Annotated in this window: 18 protein-coding genes, 1 tRNA gene and 1 other RNA gene; 7 read left to right on the top strand and 13 right to left on the bottom strand. The window is 57.4% G+C overall.

Going from position 1 to position 22,587, the window contains the following annotated elements:
- The first annotated feature begins 184 nt into the window (after window positions 1-184).
- From zipA to FXO11_RS10580, 3 genes are all read left to right on the top strand, one after another.
- The gene (gene zipA / locus FXO11_RS10590) at window positions 185-1,333 is read left to right on the top strand and encodes a cell division protein ZipA (RefSeq protein ID WP_148862940.1); all 1,149 of its coding nucleotides are present in this window, start codon (window positions 185-187) and stop codon (window positions 1,331-1,333) included.
- Window positions 1,334-1,419: 86 nt separating this feature from the next.
- Window positions 1,420-3,438 (top strand): NAD-dependent DNA ligase LigA, encoded by a 2,019-nt coding sequence (gene ligA, locus FXO11_RS10585; RefSeq protein ID WP_148862939.1) that lies wholly within the window; start codon window positions 1,420-1,422, stop codon window positions 3,436-3,438.
- Window positions 3,439-3,691: 253 nt separating this feature from the next.
- Window positions 3,692-6,565, top strand: coding sequence for a hypothetical protein (locus tag FXO11_RS10580; RefSeq protein ID WP_148862938.1), 2,874 nt, complete (start codon window positions 3,692-3,694; stop codon window positions 6,563-6,565).
- Between the two features lie 9 nt (window positions 6,566-6,574).
- Here the strand turns inward: FXO11_RS10580 and FXO11_RS10575 are convergent, their stop codons facing one another.
- From FXO11_RS10575 to FXO11_RS10565, 3 genes are all read right to left on the bottom strand, one after another.
- The gene (locus FXO11_RS10575) at window positions 6,575-7,207 is read right to left on the bottom strand and encodes a CBS domain-containing protein (RefSeq protein ID WP_148862937.1); all 633 of its coding nucleotides are present in this window, start codon (window positions 7,205-7,207) and stop codon (window positions 6,575-6,577) included.
- Window positions 7,208-7,364: 157 nt separating this feature from the next.
- Window positions 7,365-9,296 (bottom strand): bifunctional tRNA (5-methylaminomethyl-2-thiouridine)(34)-methyltransferase MnmD/FAD-dependent 5-carboxymethylaminomethyl-2-thiouridine(34) oxidoreductase MnmC, encoded by a 1,932-nt coding sequence (gene mnmC, locus FXO11_RS10570; RefSeq protein ID WP_148862936.1) that lies wholly within the window; start codon window positions 9,294-9,296, stop codon window positions 7,365-7,367.
- A complete protein-coding gene (locus FXO11_RS10565) occupies window positions 9,296-9,799 on the bottom strand; it encodes a peptidylprolyl isomerase (protein WP_227545851.1) in 504 nt (167 codons plus the stop codon). The genes mnmC and FXO11_RS10565 overlap by 1 nt, the downstream gene beginning before the upstream one ends.
- A 467-nt stretch (window positions 9,800-10,266) precedes the next feature.
- Here FXO11_RS10565 and FXO11_RS10560 point away from each other — a divergent pair, with 467 nt between their 5' ends.
- On the top strand, window positions 10,267-11,004 hold the full coding sequence (locus FXO11_RS10560; RefSeq protein WP_148862935.1) for a pilus assembly protein PilB: 738 nt from the start codon (window positions 10,267-10,269) through the stop codon (window positions 11,002-11,004).
- Between the two features lie 181 nt (window positions 11,005-11,185).
- Here FXO11_RS10560 and FXO11_RS10555 read toward each other — a convergent pair whose 3' ends face one another.
- The 3 genes from FXO11_RS10555 to flgA all read right to left on the bottom strand — a co-directional run bounded on the left by FXO11_RS10555 (window position 11,186) and on the right by flgA (window position 12,844).
- Window positions 11,186-11,656, bottom strand: coding sequence for a flagella synthesis protein FlgN (locus FXO11_RS10555; RefSeq protein ID WP_148862934.1), 471 nt, complete (start codon window positions 11,654-11,656; stop codon window positions 11,186-11,188).
- Between the two features lie 7 nt (window positions 11,657-11,663).
- The gene (flgM, locus tag FXO11_RS10550; protein WP_148862933.1) at window positions 11,664-11,984 is read right to left on the bottom strand and encodes a flagellar biosynthesis anti-sigma factor FlgM; all 321 of its coding nucleotides are present in this window, start codon (window positions 11,982-11,984) and stop codon (window positions 11,664-11,666) included.
- Between the two features lie 155 nt (window positions 11,985-12,139).
- On the bottom strand, window positions 12,140-12,844 hold the full coding sequence (flgA, locus tag FXO11_RS10545) for a flagellar basal body P-ring formation chaperone FlgA (RefSeq protein ID WP_148862932.1): 705 nt from the start codon (window positions 12,842-12,844) through the stop codon (window positions 12,140-12,142).
- A 207-nt stretch (window positions 12,845-13,051) separates the two neighbouring features.
- On the opposite strand from flgA, the gene FXO11_RS10540 reads away from it, so the two are divergent.
- Window positions 13,052-13,984 (top strand): chemotaxis protein CheV, encoded by a 933-nt coding sequence (locus FXO11_RS10540; protein WP_148862931.1) that lies wholly within the window; start codon window positions 13,052-13,054, stop codon window positions 13,982-13,984.
- A gap of 50 nt (window positions 13,985-14,034) precedes the next feature.
- On the top strand, window positions 14,035-14,871 hold the full coding sequence (locus tag FXO11_RS10535; protein WP_148862930.1) for a CheR family methyltransferase: 837 nt from the start codon (window positions 14,035-14,037) through the stop codon (window positions 14,869-14,871).
- 91 nt (window positions 14,872-14,962) lie between these two features.
- Here the strand turns inward: FXO11_RS10535 and FXO11_RS10530 are convergent.
- The 5 genes from FXO11_RS10530 to FXO11_RS10510 form a co-directional block, all read right to left on the bottom strand.
- A non-coding RNA gene (locus FXO11_RS10530) (RtT sRNA) lies at window positions 14,963-15,106 on the bottom strand.
- Between the two features lie 29 nt (window positions 15,107-15,135).
- A tRNA-Ser gene (locus FXO11_RS10525) sits at window positions 15,136-15,226 on the bottom strand.
- Between the two features lie 242 nt (window positions 15,227-15,468).
- Entirely contained in the window at window positions 15,469-16,416 is a 948-nt protein-coding gene (locus FXO11_RS10520) for a 5-oxoprolinase subunit C family protein (RefSeq protein ID WP_148862929.1), read from the bottom strand.
- A complete protein-coding gene (pxpB, locus tag FXO11_RS10515; RefSeq protein WP_227545850.1) occupies window positions 16,413-17,093 on the bottom strand; it encodes a 5-oxoprolinase subunit PxpB in 681 nt (226 codons plus the stop codon). Before pxpB ends, FXO11_RS10520 begins: the two co-directional genes overlap by 4 nt.
- Complete coding sequence (locus FXO11_RS10510; RefSeq protein WP_148862928.1) at window positions 17,090-17,827, bottom strand: 5-oxoprolinase subunit PxpA; 738 nt, start codon at window positions 17,825-17,827, stop codon at window positions 17,090-17,092. Before FXO11_RS10510 ends, pxpB begins: the two co-directional genes overlap by 4 nt.
- Window positions 17,828-18,036: 209 nt before the next feature.
- Here FXO11_RS10510 and FXO11_RS10505 point away from each other — a divergent pair, with 209 nt between their 5' ends.
- Window positions 18,037-19,641 (top strand): methyl-accepting chemotaxis protein, encoded by a 1,605-nt coding sequence (locus tag FXO11_RS10505; RefSeq protein WP_148862927.1) that lies wholly within the window; start codon window positions 18,037-18,039, stop codon window positions 19,639-19,641.
- 178 nt (window positions 19,642-19,819) lie between these two features.
- Here the strand turns inward: FXO11_RS10505 and gabT are convergent, their stop codons facing one another.
- Together gabT and hemH are read right to left on the bottom strand one after the other, a co-directional pair.
- On the bottom strand, window positions 19,820-21,097 hold the full coding sequence (gabT, locus tag FXO11_RS10500) for a 4-aminobutyrate--2-oxoglutarate transaminase (RefSeq protein ID WP_148862926.1): 1,278 nt from the start codon (window positions 21,095-21,097) through the stop codon (window positions 19,820-19,822).
- Between the two features lie 260 nt (window positions 21,098-21,357).
- Window positions 21,358-22,449, bottom strand: a complete 1,092-nt coding sequence (gene hemH / locus FXO11_RS10495) for a ferrochelatase (RefSeq protein ID WP_148862925.1) — start codon at window positions 22,447-22,449, stop codon at window positions 21,358-21,360.
- Window positions 22,450-22,587: the final 138 nt, after the last annotated feature.

Genomic DNA, 22,587 nt, shown 5'->3' with positions numbered 1-22,587 from the left:
CCGTATTCGATGACAATACTGCCATATGAGGTGCGCTGCGTTGTATTCCTGACAGTCATTGCTTAGAGTATCCCAATCGGCGTCGTCAGGCGCTCGCGGGGCCCTCGAAGGCGTTATAAATGAGCCTGTTATCCCTGTGCAAAAACGGACTCATGGATTAAAGAATTAACAGGACAGCTTTTCTATGTCGCTGCGTGAATGGTTAATTGCCATTGGAGCCCTGATCATTCTGGGCATCGTAATAGACGGTGTGCGCCGGATGCATCGGTCCCGGAAAGAGGCCCAGGCCATCTCCTCCGGTATGGGGGCTGACGATATCGAAGCATCTCCCATTGACGAGGGCTTCAATCCTGAACTGCCCAATGGCGGCTCGCGTCCGGTGACAGCGGACACTCTGCAGGAGCGGGGCTATGTGCGCTCCGCTGCCAAGTCCCGGTTTGGCTTACCCCCCCAGAAACCCACTCGTCCGGTCGTGTCCGCCGAAGCGAAGGAACGGCAAGAACGCGAGGATCAAGACCGTTGGCCGTCATCGGAAACGGATACGACGAACGACGAGATGTTCGATGAACCTGTCGAACATCTGAGCGCCTTAGACGATAACTACGGAGACGGGGAGGTTCACGACGACTGGAGCGGCGACGAGCGCCGCGTCGATGATCGGGCCTTCGACGACGAGGAGCCGATTTTAGAGCGTGAGTCGAGTGAGCCTCGCCACGACGATCATGTTCCGCCCGTCCTTTCCGATGAAGCTGAATTTGAATCCGAGGAACCGGTCGCCGAAGAGCCCGAACCTATCCGCAATAGCACCGTCGAAAAAGATACGGCGACACGCAATGGCGAATCAGCGCCGCAACCGGTCGACAATGATCGCCCAAAAGCGGGCGCCAACCGGCCGGACGCCCGAGAAGTCATCGTCATCAATGTGTTAGCCCGTAAGGAGAAGGCGTTCGACGGCGCCGCCTTGAAGAAGCTTTTCGAGGCCTGCGGTCTGGAATTTGGCGACATGGACATCTACCACCGCCACGAGGCGAGCGATACGCGCAGCCCGGTCCAGTTCAGCGTAGCCAATGCGGTGGAACCGGGCACGTTCCGAGCCAAGGACATGGTGGATATGAAAACGCCAGGCATCAGTTTCTTTATGAGCCTGCCGGGTCCGTCTGATTCCCTGAAGGCCTTCGAATTCATGCTGGAAACAGCGCAGTGCGTAACGCACAACCTTGGCGGCGAGCTGAAGGACGAACGCCGTAGCGTAATGACGCCGCAAACGATTGAGCACTGCAGGCAACGTATTCGCGAGTTTGAACGCAAACGCCGGTCCCAGCGCGTGGGATAATTCGCCGTTATCTGCGGCATTGCCTTATGCAATAATGCCCGGTTTTTACCGGGCATTTTTCGTTCCAGTTTTGACAGGCAAAGATCATGGTAGATTCAGCGACTCAGCGCATTGAGCAGTTACGTACCGATATCGACGAACATAATTACCGGTACTACGTTCTGGATGAACCGGCTGTTCCCGATGCCGAATACGACCGGCTAATGCGTGAGCTGCGGGATCTCGAATCTAAACATCCGGAATTGGTCACGCCGGATTCGCCAACTCAACGTGTGGGCGCTATGCCCTCGAATACGTTCGAGGAAGTGACCCACCGGGTGCCGATGCTTTCCCTGGACAATGCCTTCAGTGCCGAAGAGCTGACCGAATTCGACCGGCGCGTTCGGGACCGGCTGAAGCGGGCGGAGCCCGTCGAGTATGTCGCAGAACCCAAGCTCGACGGTCTTGCGGTCAGCTTGCACTACGAAGACGGTCGGCTGGTGCGTGCCGCCACGCGGGGTGATGGCTACACCGGCGAAGACATTACCGCCAATATCAGGACGATTTACTCGGTGCCGCTCAGGCTGCGCGGTAAGGACTATCCGGCCATGCTGGAGGTCCGGGGCGAAGTCTATATGCCCAAAGCCGGGTTCGAAAAACTGAACCGGGCCTTGGCCGACCGCGGTGAAAAGACCTTTGTGAATCCCCGGAATGCCGCTGCAGGCAGCTTGCGCCAAAAGGATGCCCGCGTCACCGCCCGCCGGCCATTGGAGCTTTGCACTTACAGTGTGGCGGTCGATAACGAAAACGATCTGCCTAACAGGCACTGGGATTGTATTCAGAAGCTCAAAGGGTGGGGCTTTCGCATTAACCCGGAGATGCGCAAGACAACCGGTGTTGACGAGTGCCTCGAGGCCTACAGCGATCTGTTGGAGCTACGCAACGAGCTGCCATACGAAATCGATGGGATCGTGTTCAAGGTGAACGCCCTGGAACTGCAGCGGGATTTGGGCTTCGTTTCCCGGGCGCCACGCTGGGCGATTGCTCAGAAATTCCCGGCTCAAGAGGAAATGACCGTCGTCGAGGCGGTGGAGTTTCAGGTCGGTCGCACCGGCGCCGTCACGCCGGTCGCGCGTCTCAAACCGGTCTTCGTCGGCGGCGTGACGGTCAGCAACGCCTCGCTGCATAACATGGACGAGATTGAACGGCTCGATCTCCACGTAGGCGATACCGTGATTATCCGGCGCGCGGGTGACGTGATTCCCCAAGTCGTTAAGGTTGTGGCGGATAAACGGCCTAAGGGTGCCCAAGACGTTAAGCGACCGGAGCGCTGCCCGGTTTGCGATTCGGAGGTGGTACAGCTTGAAGGCGAGGTCGTCGCCCGCTGTAGCGGTGGACTTTATTGCGGCGCCCAGCAGAGGGAGGCCATCAAGCATTACGGTTCACGCCGGGCATTGGATATCGAAGGTCTTGGCGAGAAGTGGATCGACATTCTGTTCGATCGTGGAATGATAAAGACCGTTGCCGATCTCTACACGCTCACCATCGACGATCTCAAAACGCTGGATCGCATGGGCGAAAAGTCCGCCAGTAACCTGGTGGATGCCATAGCTGGCTCCCGTGAGCCCGAACTCTGGCGCTTTATCTATGCGCTGGGTATCCGTGAAGTGGGCGAGGCGACCGCCAAAGGGCTTGCAGCACATTTCGGCGATCTACAGCCGCTCATGGAGGCAGATGAGGACGCCTTGCAGGTCGTTCCGGATGTGGGTCCGGTTGTAGCGGGACATGTCCGGCTGTTTTTTGAGCAGTCGCACAATCAGGAAATTATTCAAGCCCTCAAAAATGCGGGGGTTCGCTGGAAGCAGGAAGCGCCGAGCGCCCGTTCGTCGCCACTCAGTGGCAAGACCTTTGTGCTCACGGGCACCTTGACCGAAATGACCCGGGACGACGCTAAGGCAAAGCTGGAAGCGATGGGGGCAAAAGTGTCCGGCAGCGTATCCGGCAAGACCAGTTACGTGGTTGCCGGCGAGGCCGCTGGGTCGAAACTGACGAAGGCGGAATCTCTGGGCGTGCCGGTTATGGATGAGGTCGAATTCCTCCGGTTTCTGGAAGCTCAAGGCGTCTGATCAACGCTAGCACGATGAGTCAGCCCACTCGACATCCTGAGTCAGCGCCGTTGCAGCTATGCAGCGGAGGCCGGGTTGGGTCTTCGTAAGTTCCCGGCACAGGCTCATTCTGAGAACTCGTGCAGATAGCTCCTTGCCGAAATTCTTTACCATGGCGTTGGTATGTAACGGCCTGTAACGGTGCTCTGCTTAGCTTAACTGAGCGCTCCGGGCCGGTGTATTACAACAACAATTCCGGTAAATGGATTTCTGAATGCGTGCCGAATCGATCCTGCGATCTGCTTGCGTACTGTCTTACCTGCGGGTTTCCGTCTTTCGTCGTCCCAAAAGTCTCCGTCCGGGTTGGGTTCTCCTAGCCGTGCTCGCTATGGCGGGCTGTAAGAGCGAGAAGTCTCCGGACGCACCAACGGTGATCGGCACACCATCGAGTACTGCCTACCTCGGCGTTGAGTACTATTACAATTTCGGGGCCTACGGGGGCGATGGCATCCTCGACTACTCTTTAACCAATGCGCCTTCATGGCTGGGCCTGGAAGATACATCCAACAAGGCACGTCAGGGCATCATCATGCGCGGGGTGCCGGGCGTAACGGGTGGCGAGCGTGGTCAGGATGATCTTGGGGACTACGACAACATCAACCTTACGACGACGGATGGCCGTCGCTTAGGCGTACAGCCGTTCGATATACAGGTGAAAACCAACAAGCTGAGCCTGAGTGCCGAGCGATTCGTCGAAGGTAGCCGAAGTGCGGATGTCGAAGGCGCCGGCGAAGGTGAAATCTGCGCCATGCCCAATATGGAGGGCACCGGACGCCACGCCATTACCTACAATAGCTACGCTGACGATGGCTATCTCAAGAGTGCCGATAATACGGTAACTCTGGAAACCTACCCGGTGCTGGTCAAAGTACTGCTCGACCAGCCTTCCGTGCAAACCTCCCAAATCGCGTTCGAGCTCAGGTCTGAGTACGACCCCGCCGATTGCGACGATAGCGCGACGCCGCCCAGCAAAGCCTGCGAATTTTCGTCTCTAAACCGGGAAAGGGCACAGCTGGTTAACGATGTGGTACTGGCTGGCAACCAAAATGGCAGCGGCGGCTCCCAGCGCTTACCCCAACCGGACTATATTCAGGTCATCAGTGAAACGTCCGGCGTGATTACTCTGGAGCGGGGCATTACCGAGTGCTTCATCCGCCTGGAAGTCGTAGACGACCGGTTTGCCGAGCCGACGGAGTTTCTTGAACTGGCGTTGACCGAGGTGCGACAGGGGCTCGTCTCACTGGCAGAGACCACGGGTGAGGTTGCGCGGAGCCTGTCGATTGCCGACAACGCGCCCACCGTCAGCTTCCGTTCACTGCGCGATCAAACGGTATCGACCCTCAACGAGGGTGAAACACAGACCTTCAAAGCAGTGCTCGACCGAGGCGACGCACCCGCCCAAGAGGTTTACTACGCGCGATTGACCAATGACGAGGAGAGTAGCGGGGGCGCGGAACCTGAAGACTATGAGTTCCTGGTTGCCGACGAGAACGCTCCCGGTAACTTCGTGCCAGGCAATGACCTTACTTTCCCGGCTGGGACAAACACCGTGAACTTCCAGGTTAAGGCCATCGACGATGCGGATCCGCCCCCAGCGGAAGAAAACCCGGAAGAGAACGTGGGTGCCGATAGTGATGAATACCTGACGATCACGGTCGATAAAAGCTACCACGATGGCCGGCCTCGATACACTGGCGAGGGCAATAACCTCAAGCTCTGGATTAATGAAATGACAGCCCCCTTGATGGTTGGCGATGCCGCTGCAGGGCTGGTGCCTGGGGATATCGCCGTGGGTGACGGCGGCCGTATTTTCGTAGCCAGCTCGTTAAACAGCGCGGACGTCCATCATCTGCGCATCGAGATTTTCAACCGGTTTGGCGATAGCGAACCTGAACAGGGTTTCACCTTCCCAACACAGGGCGCTGTCGCCCCGCAACCGATCATCGCTTATCAAGAGCGTACCAACACTGTGGCCAATGAAACCCGCACTCGCCGCGAGTTTGCGGTGGCTATCCGGACCGATGGCGCTATCGCGGGCGGTAACCACGCAGGCGGGGTGGACACGGCGATCTACTACTTTAGACGAGATGCCAACGATGCCGAATACACGGAGGTCTGGCGTGGGCAGTTCGGTACCTCAGGTAACGATATCCCCGTCGAGCTGGCGCTGAACAGCAATGGCAGCGTCTTCCTGACCGGAACGACAACCGGCACCTGGCCTGGCGAATCTCGCGGTGGCGGGACCGACCCCTATATCCAGCGCATCGACACCACGACCAGCAGCGGCGTCGAGCGGGCCGAAATAGCCTGGACGGCCCAGAACGGCTCATCTGCGGAGGAGGCCGTTTATGGGTTAGGAGTCAGCAACTCTGTGGCTTATGGCATTGGCACGACTCTCGGCCAAATTGCTGAGGACACGGCCTTGGGCGGGCAGGATCTGTACCTTACGGAGTACTCGGGGTCTATCGAAGTGCCCCCGGCGGTTCGTCAATTAGGCACCGAGAAAAGCGACACTTTGAATGGAGCGCTGGTGGCCGATTCGTTTGTCTGGATGATGGGTGACGGCCTGTTTGGCTACAATCGCGTCATCGACGAAGAGGAATACATTGCGAGGCTTGAAGCCCGGCCCCAGTCTAATTCAAAGCTCGGGTATTTGCTGACCTATAACTTGAACGGCGAGTTCGATGCGGCGATTTCGCTCAATGACAAGGGTGACGCCGGGACGGAATCGTTGACCGGCCTGGCACGCTTTGACGGCGACACCGTGTTAGGAGGGCAGACGACGGGCGAATTCCAAGACAAGAGCGCCGCCGGTGGTTTATTCCTGGCGCGGGTCGAGCGCGACACCGAAATTGTCGAGGAAAAAGATCAGGATAATCCCGACGAAATCATTGAGCACACGTTCGGCAAGCTGGAGGAAGTCTGGCGCACCCAATATCCGTCGTTGGGAGCATCGGCGAGGATAGAGGCACTCGATAGTTTCGAGGATGCGGAAATAACCGCGCTGGTCTCACGTGAAGCTGGCGGACGGGTCTACGAGATCCTTCTGTTTAACGGAGATGGCCGCTGGCTGAATCCGGGGCCCTAAACATCATGTCTAGACGTCGCCTTCCTGGGCGCTGCTCTCGGCATACAGTCGCAAAAAATCGGTTTTAGTGACAATGCCGTTGGGCTGGCCTTGAGTGCCGATCACCAGCGCGGCACTTAACTGGTGGGCCAGCATCAGCCGGGCCAGCTGGTGGGCATCGGTTTCCGGCGTCGCGGTCAAAAACGAGGGTAATTCCACGGTCGAAAAGCGTACCAGCCGCGCATCGTCCCCGTGTTGATGCAGCCAGGCCAGCAACCAGCGTTGGTCCACCAAACCGGCAACGCTATCGTCTGCGGTAATCACCATATGATGAATCGTATGCCGGGCCATTTCCTTGAGGGCTTCGTCGAATGTCGCCAGCGTAGGAAGCGTGTAGACCGCCGGTGACGCCATGCGTGAAAGCGGTAGATAAGCGGCGACATCGTTCGGATCGACCTGCGCCTGCTCGCCATACTCGTCAATGGCGCGCCGTGCAGCCGCCTGATTTTGGTACTCGCCTGATGGGTCGTCAGCGTCGTTGCGGCTTTCGTGTGCGGCCTGACCTTGGTTCATTTCATCGACCACACCGATCTGGCGTCCGCGGAGTGCCTCCGGCAAGCGGGTTTGCTGGGGGCGTCCAGGCTCACTGACAAATATTGGCATCTGTCGTCCTCAGTACAGGTTTAGGAGAAATAGACTCCAATAATGACCTTATCGGCCATTATCTGGAAAAAGTGAATCTTTTTATCGTAACCGTGTGCGATTTACCGGCGGAGGAAGATCTAGCTCGTCATGACGCTACTCGCCCGTCTATACCCTATTAGGCGCCGTCTAACGGAATCCTGCATCGGGCCAGCGCCAGGCGTGAGACGAGCGCTTGTTCAAGACATTCCGGCTCGCCGCAGAGGCGGTCCGTTAGCCACTCGGCCAGCAACGGCGCCAGGGCGAACCCTTTGCTTCCCAGCCCGGTGAATACATAGAGGCCATCAGGTTCCCCTTTGCCCTCGACAGCGCCAATCACCGGCTGATAATCATGGGTGGTACAGCGGAAACTGACTCTGCCGGACAAATCTGCAGCAGCCGGCGGGGTGCGCTTGGACCAGACGTTAGGTAGCCAGCGGGAGAGGCTGTCGAGATTCTGCTGATGCGAGGCAAGGAGCACGGCGGAATCTTGGGTTTTCAGGTCGAATGTGGCACCGGTCACCGCGTAGTCGCCGTGGGCGGGGTTAAGGTAGCTCTGGCCGCACAGCACCGTTCTGGGATTTTGAATGCAATTTGTGGGGAGCTCGGTGACTTGGCCGCGAATGGATTTAAAGCGGTAAAGGTGCCCTTCGGGTAGAAGACTGGCGACCCGGTGGCCGCCCGTGAGGACGACTTGGCTTGAAAGGTGTGGGTCGCCATGGGAAAAGGACAGGCGCCATCGCTCGCTCTGGGCATAGACACCGGTTACGGTGTGGCCGTACTTGCATTCGATATTGGGGTGGTCCAGTAGCCAACGGCAAAGTTGTGGAGGCTCAAGCCAGCCGCTATCGGGAAACCAAAGCCCGCCCATCTCGACCGGGCTTCCGCTCAGCGCTTTTGCTTCATCCGGGGAAACGTCGCGCAGGATATCGGCCGGATAGCGGTGACGCTCCAAAAAACGCCGTTGGCGATCCGCTTCCTTCGGATCCGTAGCCAGTTGGATGAGCCCGGTCGGGTGCCAGAATCGGGTGTGTTCGGGATCGTATCGACTGTAGGTACGCTGTGCATGGAGCAGGGCGCGTAAGGCAAGTTGGGTTTCAGGTCCGTAGTCGACACCGAGCTTAACGTACAGGGCCGCCTGCGGATTACCGGAGGCGCCGTCCGCCGGCATGGCGCCAGCGCTATAAACGATAACGTGCCGCCCACGTTCGGCGAGGTTGCGGGCCGTCAAAGCGCCTGCGATACCGGCGCCGACGATCGTTACCGAAGGTAGATCTCTGTTTGCTGTCGCGGGAAGCCGGTGTCTGTCGCTTGACGAGGCGAGGCTAGGGTTATGGGTTATTTCGCCCGCCAGTATGTCTCGCTTGCGTTCGAAGCCGGGGGCTTCCTTCATCGCGAAGCCGACCGCTTGCAATGCCCGGCGCACCGCGCCGACCGACGTGAAAGTGGCTACCGTCGTGCCAGGCCGGCTGTGTTCGGCGATTTGGCCAATCAGCCGTTCAAACCACAGACCGGGATTTAGCGCAGGCGAAAAACCGTCGAGGTACCACGCATCTGCGGTGAACCGAAGGTTAGACCAGGCCTCGCTGGCGTCGCCAAAATAAAGGGTTAGCCGTATGCGTCCCTCTGCGAATACAACGCGATGGCTACCTTTGACGAGCGCAGGATAGCGTTGGTGCAGGGCTTCCGCCATTGGCTTTAGCTCCGGCCACAACGACAGCGCGCGTTCGAGATCTTCCAGGCTAAGAGGATAGCGCTCGACAGAGACAAAATGCAGCGTCGCGTCGGACGGTGCATACGCTTGCCAAGCTCGCCAGGTGGCAAGGAAGTTTAGCCCGGTACCGAAACCGGTTTCTGCCACCACAAAGGCGGCGCCGGGCTTGAGCGCGGCGAAGCGTTCTTCAATACGGTTGTGCCCCAGAAACACATAGCGGGTTTCTTTCAGGCCGTTTTCCCGACTGAAGTAGACATCGCCAAATGTTCTGGAGACGGGGTGTCCATCCCGCCATTCGATATCGGCGGTTTGGATGGCCGGCCCGAGGTTATCGGGTCCGGCGTTGCTCGTGCTCATCAGGGCTGGCCGGCTTCTCCGGCTTCAACCACCTCAATCGACTGAATCGTCACCGTATCGACCGGTACATCGGCCATTCCGCGTTTATTTGTCGTGGGTACCGACGCAATGGCATCGGCTACGCCCATACCCTCGACCACCGTACCGAATACCGTGTATCCAGGACCGCGAACGCCCTCGTCGAGAAACTGGTTGTCCACAAGGTTGACAAAGAACTGAGCGGTGGCCGAATCGGGGTCGTTCATGCGAGCCATGGCAACTGACCCGCGCACATTGCCGAAGGTGCGTTTGGCCTCGTTCTCAACCGGCGCACCGGTAGGCTTGCCGGCGAGATCCTCGGTGTAGCCGCCGCCCTGGATCATGAAACCCGGTATCACCCGATGAAAAACGGTGCCTTCGTAGAAATCGTTACGTACATACTGCAGGAAGTTTTCGACCGTCTTGGGCGCCACGTCCGGCCGCAGCCGCACGGTCATCACGCCTTCGGTGGTTTGTATCTTCACGGTTGTAAAGTCGCCTGATTGAGCTTTCGTGGTGGGGGTTTCAGCGCAGGCGGTATGGCTGAAAGCTAAAGCAGCGATCAGCAGTGTGCGGCATAGGTTCACATAACCGGAAGATTTAACCTTGTTTTTTAACACCAAGCTCGTCACGTGGGCATCCTCATGCTTTGATCAACGTAGGGGTGAGTTTAGCAGATTCTCTCGGCCCCCAAGTTCATGCAAGGCGCGCAATTATCGAAGAATGCTACTTGGCGGGACGCTGATCAGAGGCCTCTTAGAGCTAGGAGCTAGGAGCTAGGAGCTAGGAGCTAGGAAAGAGAAACTGGAATTCGTTGAGAACGCCAGCAATGTGTTGGGGTTGATCACCCAACGTCACACAACAAATCGAACGGTTTCTGTACAGGCTCGACTCTTCGATCCATGCTTCTGATTGAAGGATGCGTTAGTAGCCTTAACCACGGGGGAATGGAGTGAAAGTTACTCAAGGTCATCAGGAAAAATCGCGTCTTGGGCGTCTCCTCGTCAACCGGGGCTACATCTCCGATCATGAGCTGGATAATGCGCTGCAACAGCAACGCGCGTCAGGGGCTTTACTGGGCGAGGTGCTGATCGCGTCCGGCTGGATCACCGAGCGCGAGTTGGGTCGCGTCCTGAAACACCAGAAACGCTACCGCAATGCCGCGGCGCTTGTCGCCATGGTCACGTTGCCGCTTCAGCCCATAGTGACGTTAGCCGCGTCAGCGCCGGGCTCGGCGGCGGCAGCGAATCAGCCAGCGCAGACGTATTCGGGAACATCGGGCTTTTCACCCCTGTCCGAGAATGAAATGAGTGGTGTAGCCGGGCAGGGCTCGAATTCTCTGCTCGCGCGAATCGCGCGTGTGGGGCAGATGCCCGCCGATGTCGAGGCCGGGAAAGAGGGGCGGGCGGATGCCGTTGAAGGATTAAAGCTGATCGCCAACACGTTCGTACCGATGCTGAACTTTCTCGACTCCGATCTAACGATCTCAGGCGTACATTACCGGGCCGATACGCCGCGCTTTGAGGTGCTGGCGGATGGCGGCCTGCGATTGGCGTTGCCGGAGCGGATTGAGTTAATCGAGATGAACGACATTCGCGTTTCCGGCTCCAGCGGGCCATCCATGGGCAATGTGAGCCTACACGATATCCGCTTCGCTCCGGCGTCGAGCATGACGATCTACGCGCACTGAGCTGCGAGCCGCGCAATAAACAATTAAAAACCGGAGCTGAATAGTGATTCGGCCCCGGCTTTACGGACGAGTGTTCAACGCCCCTTCTTTTCGAAACAGTACCTGTTTTTCTTTGAAGCCCGTCTCTCTTTCGAACCGTCTTTCTTTCGAAATAGTGCCAGCCCTTCGAAATACAGCCTGATCAGGCGCTTGCCAGAACGTTCTTGTGGCTGACGGCCGCCGACTGGCCTTTGGCGCCATACAACTTGGCTTGTTCGGAGCAGCCGCGGAAGATTTCGGTGAGGCGACCCAGGCGAAGTTGCAAATTGCCGATAATTCGGCCATTGACCTGGTTCATGCGCTGGCACGCCTTAAGGCGATTCTCGGCATCGGTCCAGAGCTGGGTCAGCTCCGTTAGCCCGGCGCTACGGATGAACGTTGAGGGTTGGCCTTGCTGGGGCTTAAAACCCATGTTCACTAGCGCGCGGATCTTACGCTTGGCGCGTTCTCGAATGTCGCCGAGAATTCTGTTCTTTTCCTGCGTCAGTGCCTGAAGACCGTCCACATCCGAAGACTTGAGATGGTTCTTTTCAGCAGCCAGCAACCCGCCCAATTGCTCGAGTTGCTGGATGTCTTGTTGCAGTAATGATCTTAACTCGTCAATAGCAGCCATGGTTTACTCACCCAAAAATGCTTTTATCCATATCAAGCATTTTTTGGGCCAGTTTTTCTGCATCGATCTTGTAGCTGCCGTCTGCCAGGGCCGACTTGATCTGCTCGATGCGCGCGTCATCGACTTCCGGGTAACTGTCCAGGCGTTCCTCAAGCTTCTTGAGGTCTCGCGCCTGACTGCTCAGGCTGACATTATCCGGGCGCGAGCCTTGGGTACGGGCTTGCTCGGTAGGCGTGGCCGGGCTCTTTGGAGCCGCCTTGTCGGTATTGGTGGAGCTGGTTTTGGTGTTGACCTGGCCGGGGCCAATTCCATTGAAGTCAACTGTCATAACGATACCTGCACATGCTGATGAGTTGCTTTACGCAATCCGGTTTCATTGTGTATCGGCCGGAGCGGGCAAACCTTTAGCGTCTTTTGCAAGAATTTTACGGCCAGATTCTGCCGCCTTGCGGCAAGTCTGATCCGCAAATCCGAACCCGGTGATTACATCGGCACTTCCACCCGTCCCGGTGCGGTGACCATGGCCCTCAGGGTGCGTTCCGAACGCAGGTTCTGAACCAGTACCTGTTCGCCAATACGACCGTTGGCGAGCGCTTTGCCGCGCGACTCGACGGCAATGGGTCCGCTACGGGCTACGATAATAACATGATCTCCGCGAGCGACGGCATCCGGCTTTATCACGATGTCGGGCGTAAATATGGTTCCGGCATTCACCGAGCGGCGCAGTTCCATACCGATCAGGTTCTTCCGGTCGGTGACAGCGCCGCGGCGGACTGAGTTGATAACGATGGGGTGGCTATCGATCATATCCGCTGTGACTCGGTCCCCCCGGCTGAGAGGCTGGGCAGCGACCAAGCCCTCGCCACGGATTTCTACGGATGTGGACAGAAACAATCGCCATGGGCGCTTGCCAGAACAGGACAGTTCTAGCGTGGGCTGTGTGGTCTCCAACGGGTTGCTGGAGAACTTGACGGCGGGACCGGCCGGGCAGGGCGCGAGGTTGAGGCGCGAATCGATAGTGCCCAGGCTGTGCTTGACGGCATAACCTTCATTCTTTTTTTGTTCGGCAAAGTCGGTAAGGAACGCTTTCGCGGCGTGCCTTAAATCCTCGGACGTCGTTTTTTCGGCGGCTTGCAGTGAGGAATTCAGGGCCAGCCCAGCCAGGAGCAATAAAATGATGATGCGCATAACCGGCAGTATGTCCTATGCTTACAGTTGAACGGTGGGGGTAAATAAGGTCAACTCCCCCTACGGCCCATTGACGATTTTTTGTCTTCGACGGATCATCGAGGCCTGTGGGAAAAAGATATCGCAAGAACCGTGCCTGGTTTCTTTCACCGGCACAGATTCGGAAGAGCGGATCGCACGAAAGCGAAAAACAACAGGTAGAGCGTTATGGCAGGCGTATTGGACAGTGTAAACCAACGTACCCAACTGGTCGGGCAGAATCGCCTGGAGCTTCTGCTATTCCGGCTCAGGGGGCGCCAAGTCTACGGCATCAACGTATTCAAGGTGAAAGAAGTTCTCCAATGCCCCAAGCTCTCTTCGATTCCTCAAAGTCGATCGGTGGTCCGCGGCGTAGCTCATATCCGCGGTGAAACCATCCCCATTATCGATCTCGGGTTAGCGATTAAACTGCCGGAAATTCCGGCTGCTGAATTGCCCAACAGTTTCATTATTATCTCCGAATATAACCGCCGTACGCAGGGCTTCCTGGTGAGCGGCGTCGACCGCATCGTAAACCTCAATTGGGAAAGTGTGTCGCCGCCACCCAAAGGGGCCGGCCGGGAAATTTACCTGACGGCGGTGGCCCGAATCGAAGACCAGTTGATCGAAATTATCGATGTTGAGAAGATCCTGTCCGAGGTGTCTCCCCTCAAGGAGGATGTGGGTGAAGAATTGGTTACTCGCAGTGCGCAAACCGACCGCACAGCCAGTCGCCCGGTGCTCGTGGTAGACGATTCGACGGTAGCGCGACGGCAAGTTGAGCGGTGCTTGACGGCTATCGGATTGCAGGTGGTCACCAAAAACGATGGTAAGCAGGCGCTGGATTATGTCAAGGAATTGACAGCCGACGGCTCGGACATCTCAGATCACCTATCGCTGATGATCTCCGATGTCGAGATGCCGGAAATGGACGGCTACACACTGGTCACGCGCTGCAAAGAACAGCCACAGATCAAATCGCTCTATATTATGCTCCATACCTCGCTTAGTGGGGTCTTCAATCGCGCTATGGTGCAAAAGGTCGGTGCCGACGACTTCATGGCCAAGTTCAGTCCTGATGAACTCGCCGAGCGCGTGATGGAAGTGATGGACAAGCTCTGATCCAAACCAACGGTGGCAGGTCAGGCTGTCACCGCAACTGCTGAGAGCACATGAAATCTGAGATAACTCCCCAGGAATACGAAGCATTCAAGACGTTCCTGCAGGATGCGTGTGGCATTTTGCTGGGCGAAAATAAGCAGTATCTGGTCAAGAGCCGGTTGCGCAAAATTCTCGAAGAAAACGGTCACGAGACCCTCGGCGATTTGGTTAAACACTTGCAGCGCCCCGGACGCAATCCCTTGCGTGAGGTGGTTATCGATGCAATGACCACCAATGAGACGCTGTGGTTTCGCGATACTCACCCGTTTCGTATCCTCACTGATCGCCTGTTGCCGGAGCTTTCCGAAACCAAAGGGGCACAATCGCTACGTATATGGTCGGCGGCCTGTTCGACCGGCCAGGAACCGTATTCGATAGGCATGGCGGTCGATGAGTTCCGGCGTACAAAACCGGGCAAACTCCGTGGCGATGTGCGTATTGTCGCCACTGACATTTCCCGTAGCGTGCTCGACGTGGCGCGAAAAGGGGAGTACGAGATGCTCGCCATCGGCCGCGGCCTATCGCCGGAACGCCAGAAGAATTTCTTCACCGCGAGTTCTACCGGCGGCTGGCAGATAAAGCCGTCGATTAAGAGCATGGTCGAGTTCAAGGAACTCAACTTGCTGGAACGCTACGTATTTGGAAAATTCGACCTGGTGTTTTGCCGCAACGTGCTGATCTATTTTTCAGCGGAATTGAAGAAGGACATTTTGACGCGTATTCACTCTACGCTGAATCCCGGGGGCTATCTGATTCTAGGAGCCTCGGAATCCTTGAACGGCCTACCGGATCTCTACGAGATGGTGCAGTGTCAGCCGGGAATTATTTACCGGGCGAAGAAGAAATAGAAGAACAGACAGGCTTTCTATTCGTTGTATGACCGTCTTTCAGGATGGATCAATCGACCAATAAAAACCCGGCTTGAAGCCGGGTTTTTATTGGTCGAGAGGGAGGGATTATTCGGCGCTTCGCGCCTCACCCCTTCGGGGCCGTCGTCGCATTCGCTCCGACGTTCCTCCGCAGGCTGCGCCTGCTCCGGTCGAACCCGCGAGGGTTCTTTCACCCGCCCAATCGGCCAATAAAAAACCCGGCTTGGAGCCGGGTTTCTTTATTGGCGGAGAGGGAGGGATTCGAACCCTCGATACGCTATTAACGTATACACACTTTCCAGGCGTGCGCCTTCAGCCACTCGGCCACCTCTCCAATAAACAGGTCCAGATGGGGTTGCCAATCTGAGGGCGCAAACTCTAATGGTTTTGCCAGGGTTTGGCAACTGTCATTCGTTATTTTCGTGCAAAAACAACGTGGAGTGCAGTTTTTGAACAGCCGGTTACAGGGTGCTTTAGAGATCGTCACAATGAATATTCCGTTCTGGCGGGCAACAGAGTGAGCCGTAAGGATTCAGTTTTACCGTACTTCTGTGGCGGGTGATGTTGTTTGTTTATTCAACGCCAGATCAGTTTCCCGTCGTCCGTCCAGCCGGTCTGCGCGAAGAACGCCTCAAATATCATTCGCTCGCCTTGAATGTCTGCCAGGTCTGCAAAAGCAAACCGTACGTCAGTGCCTGGACCGCGCTGAGACAACTTGCTGCAATCCAGAGCGGCCACGGTACCGATCTTGGGGTAGCCGCCGATGGTCTGTCTGTCGTTCAACAACACAATGGGTTGACCGTCGGCGGGAACTTGCACGGCGCCCAGGGCGATACCTTCGGAAAGTAGTTGGATATTCGGTACGTCCAGGGCAGGACCGGAGAGCCGGTATCCCATGCGATCGATGCGGTCACTAACGGCGTAGAGTTGCTGCGTAAACGCTGCTTTGGCGGCGTTGTCGAAACAATGATATTGGTAACTGGGGACAACGCGGAGCACTAACGGTGAGGTGTAGTCCGGGATGAAGTGCGCGGGAACAAAGCGTTTTGGATGGCCAGCCTCCCGTGCTGCAGTCAGCGTTGTGTCTTCCCCGATCACGGTGAAGCCCGCAAGGCCCTCCCTGGGGGTCATTGATCGGCTATTACAGAACGTGTCGCCTTGCCAGCCGCCAGAGACGGCGATGTAATTGATCAGGCCGGATTTGGTTTCGGTTAGCGTCAGCCGGTCGCCCTTGCTCAAATGGTGGGTTTGCCAGTTGCCCACCGCCTCACCATTGATGCAGGCTTGGGTGGAGGCGCCCGTGACAGCGATACTCAGCGAGCCTTCCGCTATCGCCTCGAATTGACCCAGCAGCACCTCAACGCAAGCACCATGGGGCGGGTTATCAAGCAGCTTGTTCGCCCAGTGCCAGGCATGCAGATCGGCCACGCCGCCTGGCGCCAAACCCAGGTGTTGACTATGCTGGCGGCCCTCGTCTTGAAGGGTGGCGCGCAAGCCCGGTTTGGTCACCCGGAGCGTCGTCATAGCTCTCCACCGGCGTCGAGAAACGCGTCGCGGTCAATGGGCCTAAACCGAACCCGGTCACCCGTCTGCAGCAGCGAGAGGGTGTCCATAGAGAACAATCGATAGGGGCAACGCCCGATGAGATTCCAACCGCCGGGCGACACGGACGGATAAACGGCGGTTTGCCGATTGGCGATGCCGACGCTGCCGGCGGGCACCCTGTCGCGTGGCGTATCTTTGCGGGGAGTGGCGATATGGGGATCGACTGAACCCATGAAGGCAAACCCAGGGCTAAACCCCATAGCGAAGACGCGATAGGTGCGCTGACTATGCCGTTCTATCGTTTCCTCGATGGATAGTTCCGCCCGCTGGGCGACTGCTTGGAGGTCGGCGCCGACTTCGGCAGCGTAATACACCGGTAGCTCGACGAGTCGTCCGGTCCCATCGATGTCCGAGGCTGGGTCGGCCGCTTCGTTAACGACCGCCTGAACCGCATTGCGCATGCGGCGGAAGTCCACCTTCCTAACATCGTAAAGGCACAATAGCGTGGTGTACGCTGGAATCAGGTCTGTCACCCAATGTCCAAGCTGCGCCGCAATCGCATTCCGTACGTGCAGAATGTATGGCGTTAACGCCTCGTCCATTTCCTCGCCAAAGCGGATCAGCAGCCCGTTTTCACCGACGGCTTCGACAATCACGGGCGGGGACCAAGCGCCGAGCGAATGGCTTTGACTGCAGCGAGCGACTCCGGGTTGTCGCCGTGAACGCAGAGGCTGTCCACCGGTAGATCGAGCCACTGGCCATCCATGCTCTTGAGGCCGCCTTTGTCAGCGAAGCTTTGCGCCTGATCGACGATGACCTGCCGGTCGTGATGCACCGCACCCGCTTTGCTGCGCGAGACCAGTTGGCCTTCGTTGTCGTAGGCTCGGTCCGCAAAACCTTCCAGTAGCAGCGGTAATCCAAGGCGTTCAGCCAGCGCCTTGTGGTCGGCGAATCGGCACGTGGCTGGAATCATTAGCGGCAACTCAGCGTCGTAGCTCGCAACCGCCGTCATGACCGCGTCCAGAATGTAGTCGCTACGCATCATGTCATTATTCAGCGCACCGTGGGGTTTGACGTAGCCAACGTGCTGGCCTTCTGCTTTACAGATGCCGGCCAGCGCGCCGATCTGGTACCAGAGCAACGCACGAATCTCGTCAGCCGTATGCGGAATGGAACGGCGACCGAACCCCTGGAGGTCCTGATAGGCTGGATGGGCGCCGATCGCTACGCCGTGCTGAGCGGCCAAACGTACCGTACGGTGCATGATAGTGGGGTCCGATGCATGAAACCCGCAAGCCACGTTGGCCATATCGATCAGGGGCATGACCTGCTCGTCCTGTCCCATGGTCCAAGCGCCATAGCTTTCACCCAAATCGCAGTTGAGCTTCAATCGTTTCTCCAATCGCTGATCTGTGTGTTTCAGGATAACAGCCGCCGTCGGGCGGTAAAGCCCCTTCGCTTCGAGGAGGGGTATTCTGTTAAATCAAGTCAAAAGTTGATTATTACACGCCAAGTCAAGACGTTGCCGCTGGGTTGAAATAAAAGTGACACATAAGCCGCATACGCTCACGGTGAACGTGATGAGAGGTAGTTCATGTTATGCGGTTAACCGTCCGTCTGCGCCTGGTCGTTTTCTCCGGGTTCTGTCTGATTGCCCTTGCGGGACTAGCCTGGCTGTCCATGTCCGTGGTGCACGAGGCGGAAAAGGCGACGGATCGCCTTATACGCGAAGAGATGGCCGATGTCTGGTTGCTGACCGACCTTGACCGAAGTCATCGCCAGCTCAAGGATCTGGCCTACAAGATTAAAGCCCAGTTGCTGCTTTGGGACGAAATTAACGAAGGCTTCGAGGAGACAGCCGAAGCCATCCGCGATCAATGGCAGCGCGTGCTCGACAACCCGCGAATGATGGCCTGGGCCCGGGCTCACGAAGAAGAGCATGCTTCTGTGCTGGAGCTACTGGCGCAGATGCGCGAGGGCATTGAAGAACAAAGCTATTACTCGGTTGGCAAGGTGGTCGACTTCAAGCTCTATCCGGCCATCGATCCCATGCTTGCACTCATTGACGAGCAGCGCGCTGCCGGTCGCCGGCAAACGGACCAAGGTACCGAGACGCTTCTCTTATTTCTCGATCGGCAACAGCGGCTCCTGGTTATCGGGGCGGTTGTCGTGCTCGTGGGGGTGGTTTTGCTCACCTGGTGGCTACGCAAGACAGTCACTACGCGCTTGCAGATGATCGCCAGCCGTTTGCGCAAGATGGAGTCGGCATCGGACCTGTCGACACCGCTGCCGCTGTCCGGCCACGACGAGGTCACTTCGGTGGCACTGGCCATTAACGGTCTGATTGACAAGTTCACGATGTTCGTCGGCGATGTAACCGGGGCCGCCATAGCGCTGCAAGAGCGGTCGGCCTCTCTGGACGAACAGGCCGAAGCGGTCCACCGCTCGACTGCGAATACCCACTCGCAAGTTCGCGATGTGGTGTCTTCAATGTCGGCGATTACCGGAAGCGCAGGGCAAATAGAGCAGGCCGCCGAGGATTCCCGGCAAAAAGTAACCGATGCGGTATCAGGCAACGACGAGGTTCAGAACCAGCTACGGGAAAGCGAATACGCCGCGGAACATGCGGTGGAGGTTATTGGCCGGGTGGCCTCTTCGATTGAGGCCTTGCGGGGCTCCAGCGAGAAGATCGAACAGGTCATCAGCGTTATCGCCGGTATCGCCGAGCAGACCAACCTACTGGCTCTCAATGCCGCCATTGAAGCGGCAAGGGCCGGGGAGCAGGGGCGCGGCTTCGCGGTCGTGGCCGAGGAGGTTAGAAACCTGTCTCGCCGCACCGGCGAGTCCACCACCCAGATCCGTCAGTGGGTCGGCGAACTGGTAGCGCAGGTCGATAGCGCTCACGGCCTGCTGAAAGAAACCCGCGATGCTGGGGCCAGCAACCGGGAAACCCTGGCAACGCTCAAGACGCACCTGGTGGCGCTCAAGGGAACATTCGACGATCTCAAACACTTTACCAGCGAGGTCGACGAAGCGATTGTCGTCCAGCGTGACGAGATTGGCCGTGTCGGCCGGCGCGCGGATGCGCTGGGAGAAAGCTCTCAAGGACTCGAGCAACACGTGGGCAAGACCACGGCCGTGAGCGTCCAACTGCGAGAGCAGTCAGAATCGCTTCAAGCCCTGATCGCCCGTTTCCAGATTTAGCGGAGAGCGCAGGTCTTCAGAACCACCTATGGACGGGCTCTCGATGAAAAGAAGGCGGTTAGTCATCTGAACCGGTCTGACGCTCAAATCGAAAGCGCCATGAGCGATAAGGTAAAGCAGCGGGAAGCGAAGGGAAAACCCGGAGCGCTAAGGCTCCGGGCCTAGGGCTGGAGCAGGCTTACTCAAGCTCTTTCAGGCTCTCCTCGATAATGCTGAGGCCCTCTTCGAGTACCTCGTCCTGGATCGTGATGGGCATGAGCACACGAATGGAATTACCCCAGAGGCCACAGCTCAACAGGATCAGGCCTTTCTCCTTGCATTTCTTGACCAGCGCGCCGGCCATTTCCGCATCCGGTTGGCGGGACTGCTTGTCCTTGACCAATTCAAACGCGGCCATGGGGCCGAGGTTGCGCACGAAGTCTACGTGCTCGAAGGTTTCCTGCCATTGGGTAAAGCGCTGCTCGAGTTTTTTGCCCAGGGCGACGCTTTTTTCCAGGATGTTTTCTTCCTCGAAGATATCCATCACGGCCAGGGCGGAAGCACAGGAAAGCGGGTTGCCACTGTAGGTGCCACCCAGGCTGGTGGGACCCGAGGCATCCATCATCTTCGCATTACCCACCACCGCCGAGATCGGCATGCCACCGGCCATACTCTTGGCCATGGTGATAATGTCGGGTTTCACGTCGCTGTGCTCGACGGCGAACATCTTGCCGGTACGCCCGAAGCCGGATTGCACTTCATCCACGATTAGGGCAATGCCGTGCTCGTCACAGAGTTTTCGCAGCGCCTGCATGAAGCTCGGCGGCGCAATGTAGAAACCGCCTTCACCCTGGACAGCCTCGATCACAATTGCGGCCACATCTTTGGGCGGGATGTCGGTCTTGAACAGCATGTTCAGGCTTTTGAGGCTGTCCTCCTCGCTGACGCCATGGTAGGGAATGGGGTACTGGGCGCGGAAGACGCCGCCCGGCATGGGGCCGAAGTCGAATTTATAGCCGGCGACCTTGCCGGTCATGGCGAGGGTCATCAGCGTGCGGCCGTGGTAGCCGCCGTCGAAGCAGATCACGCCATGGCGGCCCGTAGCGCAACGGGCAATTTTAACGGCGTTTTCCAGAGCTTCGGCGCCGGCGTTGAACATGCACGCCTTGGCGCTGTCGCCGGTGACGGGCGTAATCTTGCACAGTTTTTCAGCGAGCTGTACGTAAGGCGCGTAGGGCATGACCGTCTGACAGGTATGCATGAGTTTGTCGAGTTGGGCCTTCACCGCAGCAACCACCTTGGGATGGCGATGGCCGACATTCAATACGCCGATACCCCCGGCAAAATCGACCATGCGCTTACCGTCCGCATCCCAGACTTCGGCGTTTTCGGCCCGGTCTGCGAATTGGTTGTTGGGGCTCGCTGCCCCGGCAGCAACATACTTTTCTTTGAGGGCTTGCAATTCAGCGTTGTTCATTGGCGTTCTCCTGGTTAGCCAGACAGTCACGAAATGGACGACGGACAGGTCTTGCGACCGGGCCCCTAAAGCCGCGAATTGTCAGGGCAAAGCCTCATATTGAGGATCCAACAATGCGTAATGTATAACTTAGAGGTTATACGCGGGGTTTTACCAGTCTTTGACAATAAATTTTAATGCGCTGCAACGTTTATGGACGGTTGGTGCATCGATGAATACTCATGGACTATCGGCTTAAATAGCGGTCAATTGGGCCGAGCCTATCGCTCGGCGCCTAACGTTTTAGCGCGCCGGTCCCGCTCTACGAGTTCTTCGCTCGATGTGGCGCCGATGGACCATCCCTTGAGGTTTTCTTCAATCAGTTGTTCCAGGGCATCGATATGCGGCTTCTCGGCATTCAACGCAGGGATGTACTGGAATCGTTCTCCGCCGGCCGCCATAAAATAGTCCCGGTTCTCTTCGTCGATCTCCTCGATGGTTTCCAGGCAATCTGACGAGAAACCCGGACAGAAGACGTCAATCGATTTAATACCCGTCGACGGTAGTGATTTGAGGGTTTCATCGGTGTAGGGCTGGAGCCATTCTTCACGGCCGAAGCGTGACTGGAAGGTGGTCATGTACTGTTCGTCGTTCAGGCCCAGTCGTTCGGCCAGCAACCGCGACGTCTTAAAGCATTCGCAATGATAGGGATCGCCCCGTAGCAGGTACTTCTTCGGTATGCCGTGGTAGGAGAGGATCAGCTTCTCGCCGGCACCGTGGGCCTGTCGGAACGACTCGATATGCCGGGCCATCGCTTCGATGTAGGGCGGGTAATCCGGATAGTGGCTTATAAATCGAAAGTCCGGTAGCCAGCGGCGCTTGGTGAAATCTGCCGCGATGGCGTCAAACGTCGATGCCGACGTCGATCCCGAGTACTGGGGATAAAGGGGCAATACCACCAGCTTGCGTACGCCGGACTGCTGAAGCTGTTCCAGCCCCGACGCAATCGAGGGCGAGCCATAGCGCATGGCAAATGCCACCACGATCTTATCGCCGTAACGGGCGTGAAGACGTTCGCGAAGTTTCTCGCATTGATCGGCGGTATGTAGCAACAGCGGAGAACCTTCTGGTTTCCAGACCTTGCGGTAAGCTGCGGCCGAGCGAGAGGGACGGATACGAAGGATGATGCCATTGAGGATCAGCCACCAGAGTAGGCGGGGAAACTCGACAACCCGGGGATCGGAGAGAAACTCTCGAAGATAGCGGCGTAGCGCTTTGGTTGTCGGGGCGTCTGGCGTCCCCAAATTAGTGATGAGGACACCGGTTCGATCCGGTTGTTGGTGGTGGAATCCGGTTGGACCCTGATAGTGCATCTTCGACGTGTCCTTGGGTAAAAGGTATCAATGACGGCACAGGCTTTACGCCTATCTGGGCGGGAAGGATTAGTTTTTTTTTACAGCGAGTCAATGCTGAACGTTGATAGCTAATCTTAATCGTTTATTGTAATGCTA

Source organism: Marinobacter fonticola, assembly GCF_008122265.1.
Classification (GTDB): domain Bacteria; phylum Pseudomonadota; class Gammaproteobacteria; order Pseudomonadales; family Oleiphilaceae; genus Marinobacter_A; species Marinobacter_A fonticola.
This window is presented reverse-complemented; position numbering and strand designations above follow the sequence as displayed.

Bases quoted from the DNA above. Each gene is read 5' to 3' on its own strand.
- zipA (WP_148862940.1), top strand. From the start codon at position 185: ATGTCGCTGCGTGAATGGTTAATTGCCATTGGAGCCCTGATCATTCTG.
- ligA (WP_148862939.1), top strand. From the start codon at position 1,420: ATGGTAGATTCAGCGACTCAGCGCATTGAGCAGTTACGTACCGATATC.
- FXO11_RS10580 (WP_148862938.1), top strand. From the start codon at position 3,692: ATGCGTGCCGAATCGATCCTGCGATCTGCTTGCGTACTGTCTTACCTG.
- FXO11_RS10575 (WP_148862937.1), bottom strand. From the start codon at position 7,207: ATGCCAATATTTGTCAGTGAGCCTGGACGCCCCCAGCAAACCCGCTTG.
- mnmC (WP_148862936.1), bottom strand. From the start codon at position 9,296: ATGAGCACGAGCAACGCCGGACCCGATAACCTCGGGCCGGCCATCCAA.
- FXO11_RS10555 (WP_148862934.1), bottom strand. From the start codon at position 11,656: ATGGCTGCTATTGACGAGTTAAGATCATTACTGCAACAAGACATCCAG.
- flgM (WP_148862933.1), bottom strand. From the start codon at position 11,984: ATGACAGTTGACTTCAATGGAATTGGCCCCGGCCAGGTCAACACCAAA.
- flgA (WP_148862932.1), bottom strand. From the start codon at position 12,844: ATGCGCATCATCATTTTATTGCTCCTGGCTGGGCTGGCCCTGAATTCC.
- FXO11_RS10540 (WP_148862931.1), top strand. From the start codon at position 13,052: ATGGCAGGCGTATTGGACAGTGTAAACCAACGTACCCAACTGGTCGGG.
- FXO11_RS10535 (WP_148862930.1), top strand. From the start codon at position 14,035: ATGAAATCTGAGATAACTCCCCAGGAATACGAAGCATTCAAGACGTTC.
- FXO11_RS10520 (WP_148862929.1), bottom strand. From the start codon at position 16,416: ATGACGACGCTCCGGGTGACCAAACCGGGCTTGCGCGCCACCCTTCAA.
- FXO11_RS10505 (WP_148862927.1), top strand. From the start codon at position 18,037: ATGCGGTTAACCGTCCGTCTGCGCCTGGTCGTTTTCTCCGGGTTCTGT.
- gabT (WP_148862926.1), bottom strand. From the start codon at position 21,097: ATGAACAACGCTGAATTGCAAGCCCTCAAAGAAAAGTATGTTGCTGCC.
- hemH (WP_148862925.1), bottom strand. From the start codon at position 22,449: ATGCACTATCAGGGTCCAACCGGATTCCACCACCAACAACCGGATCGA.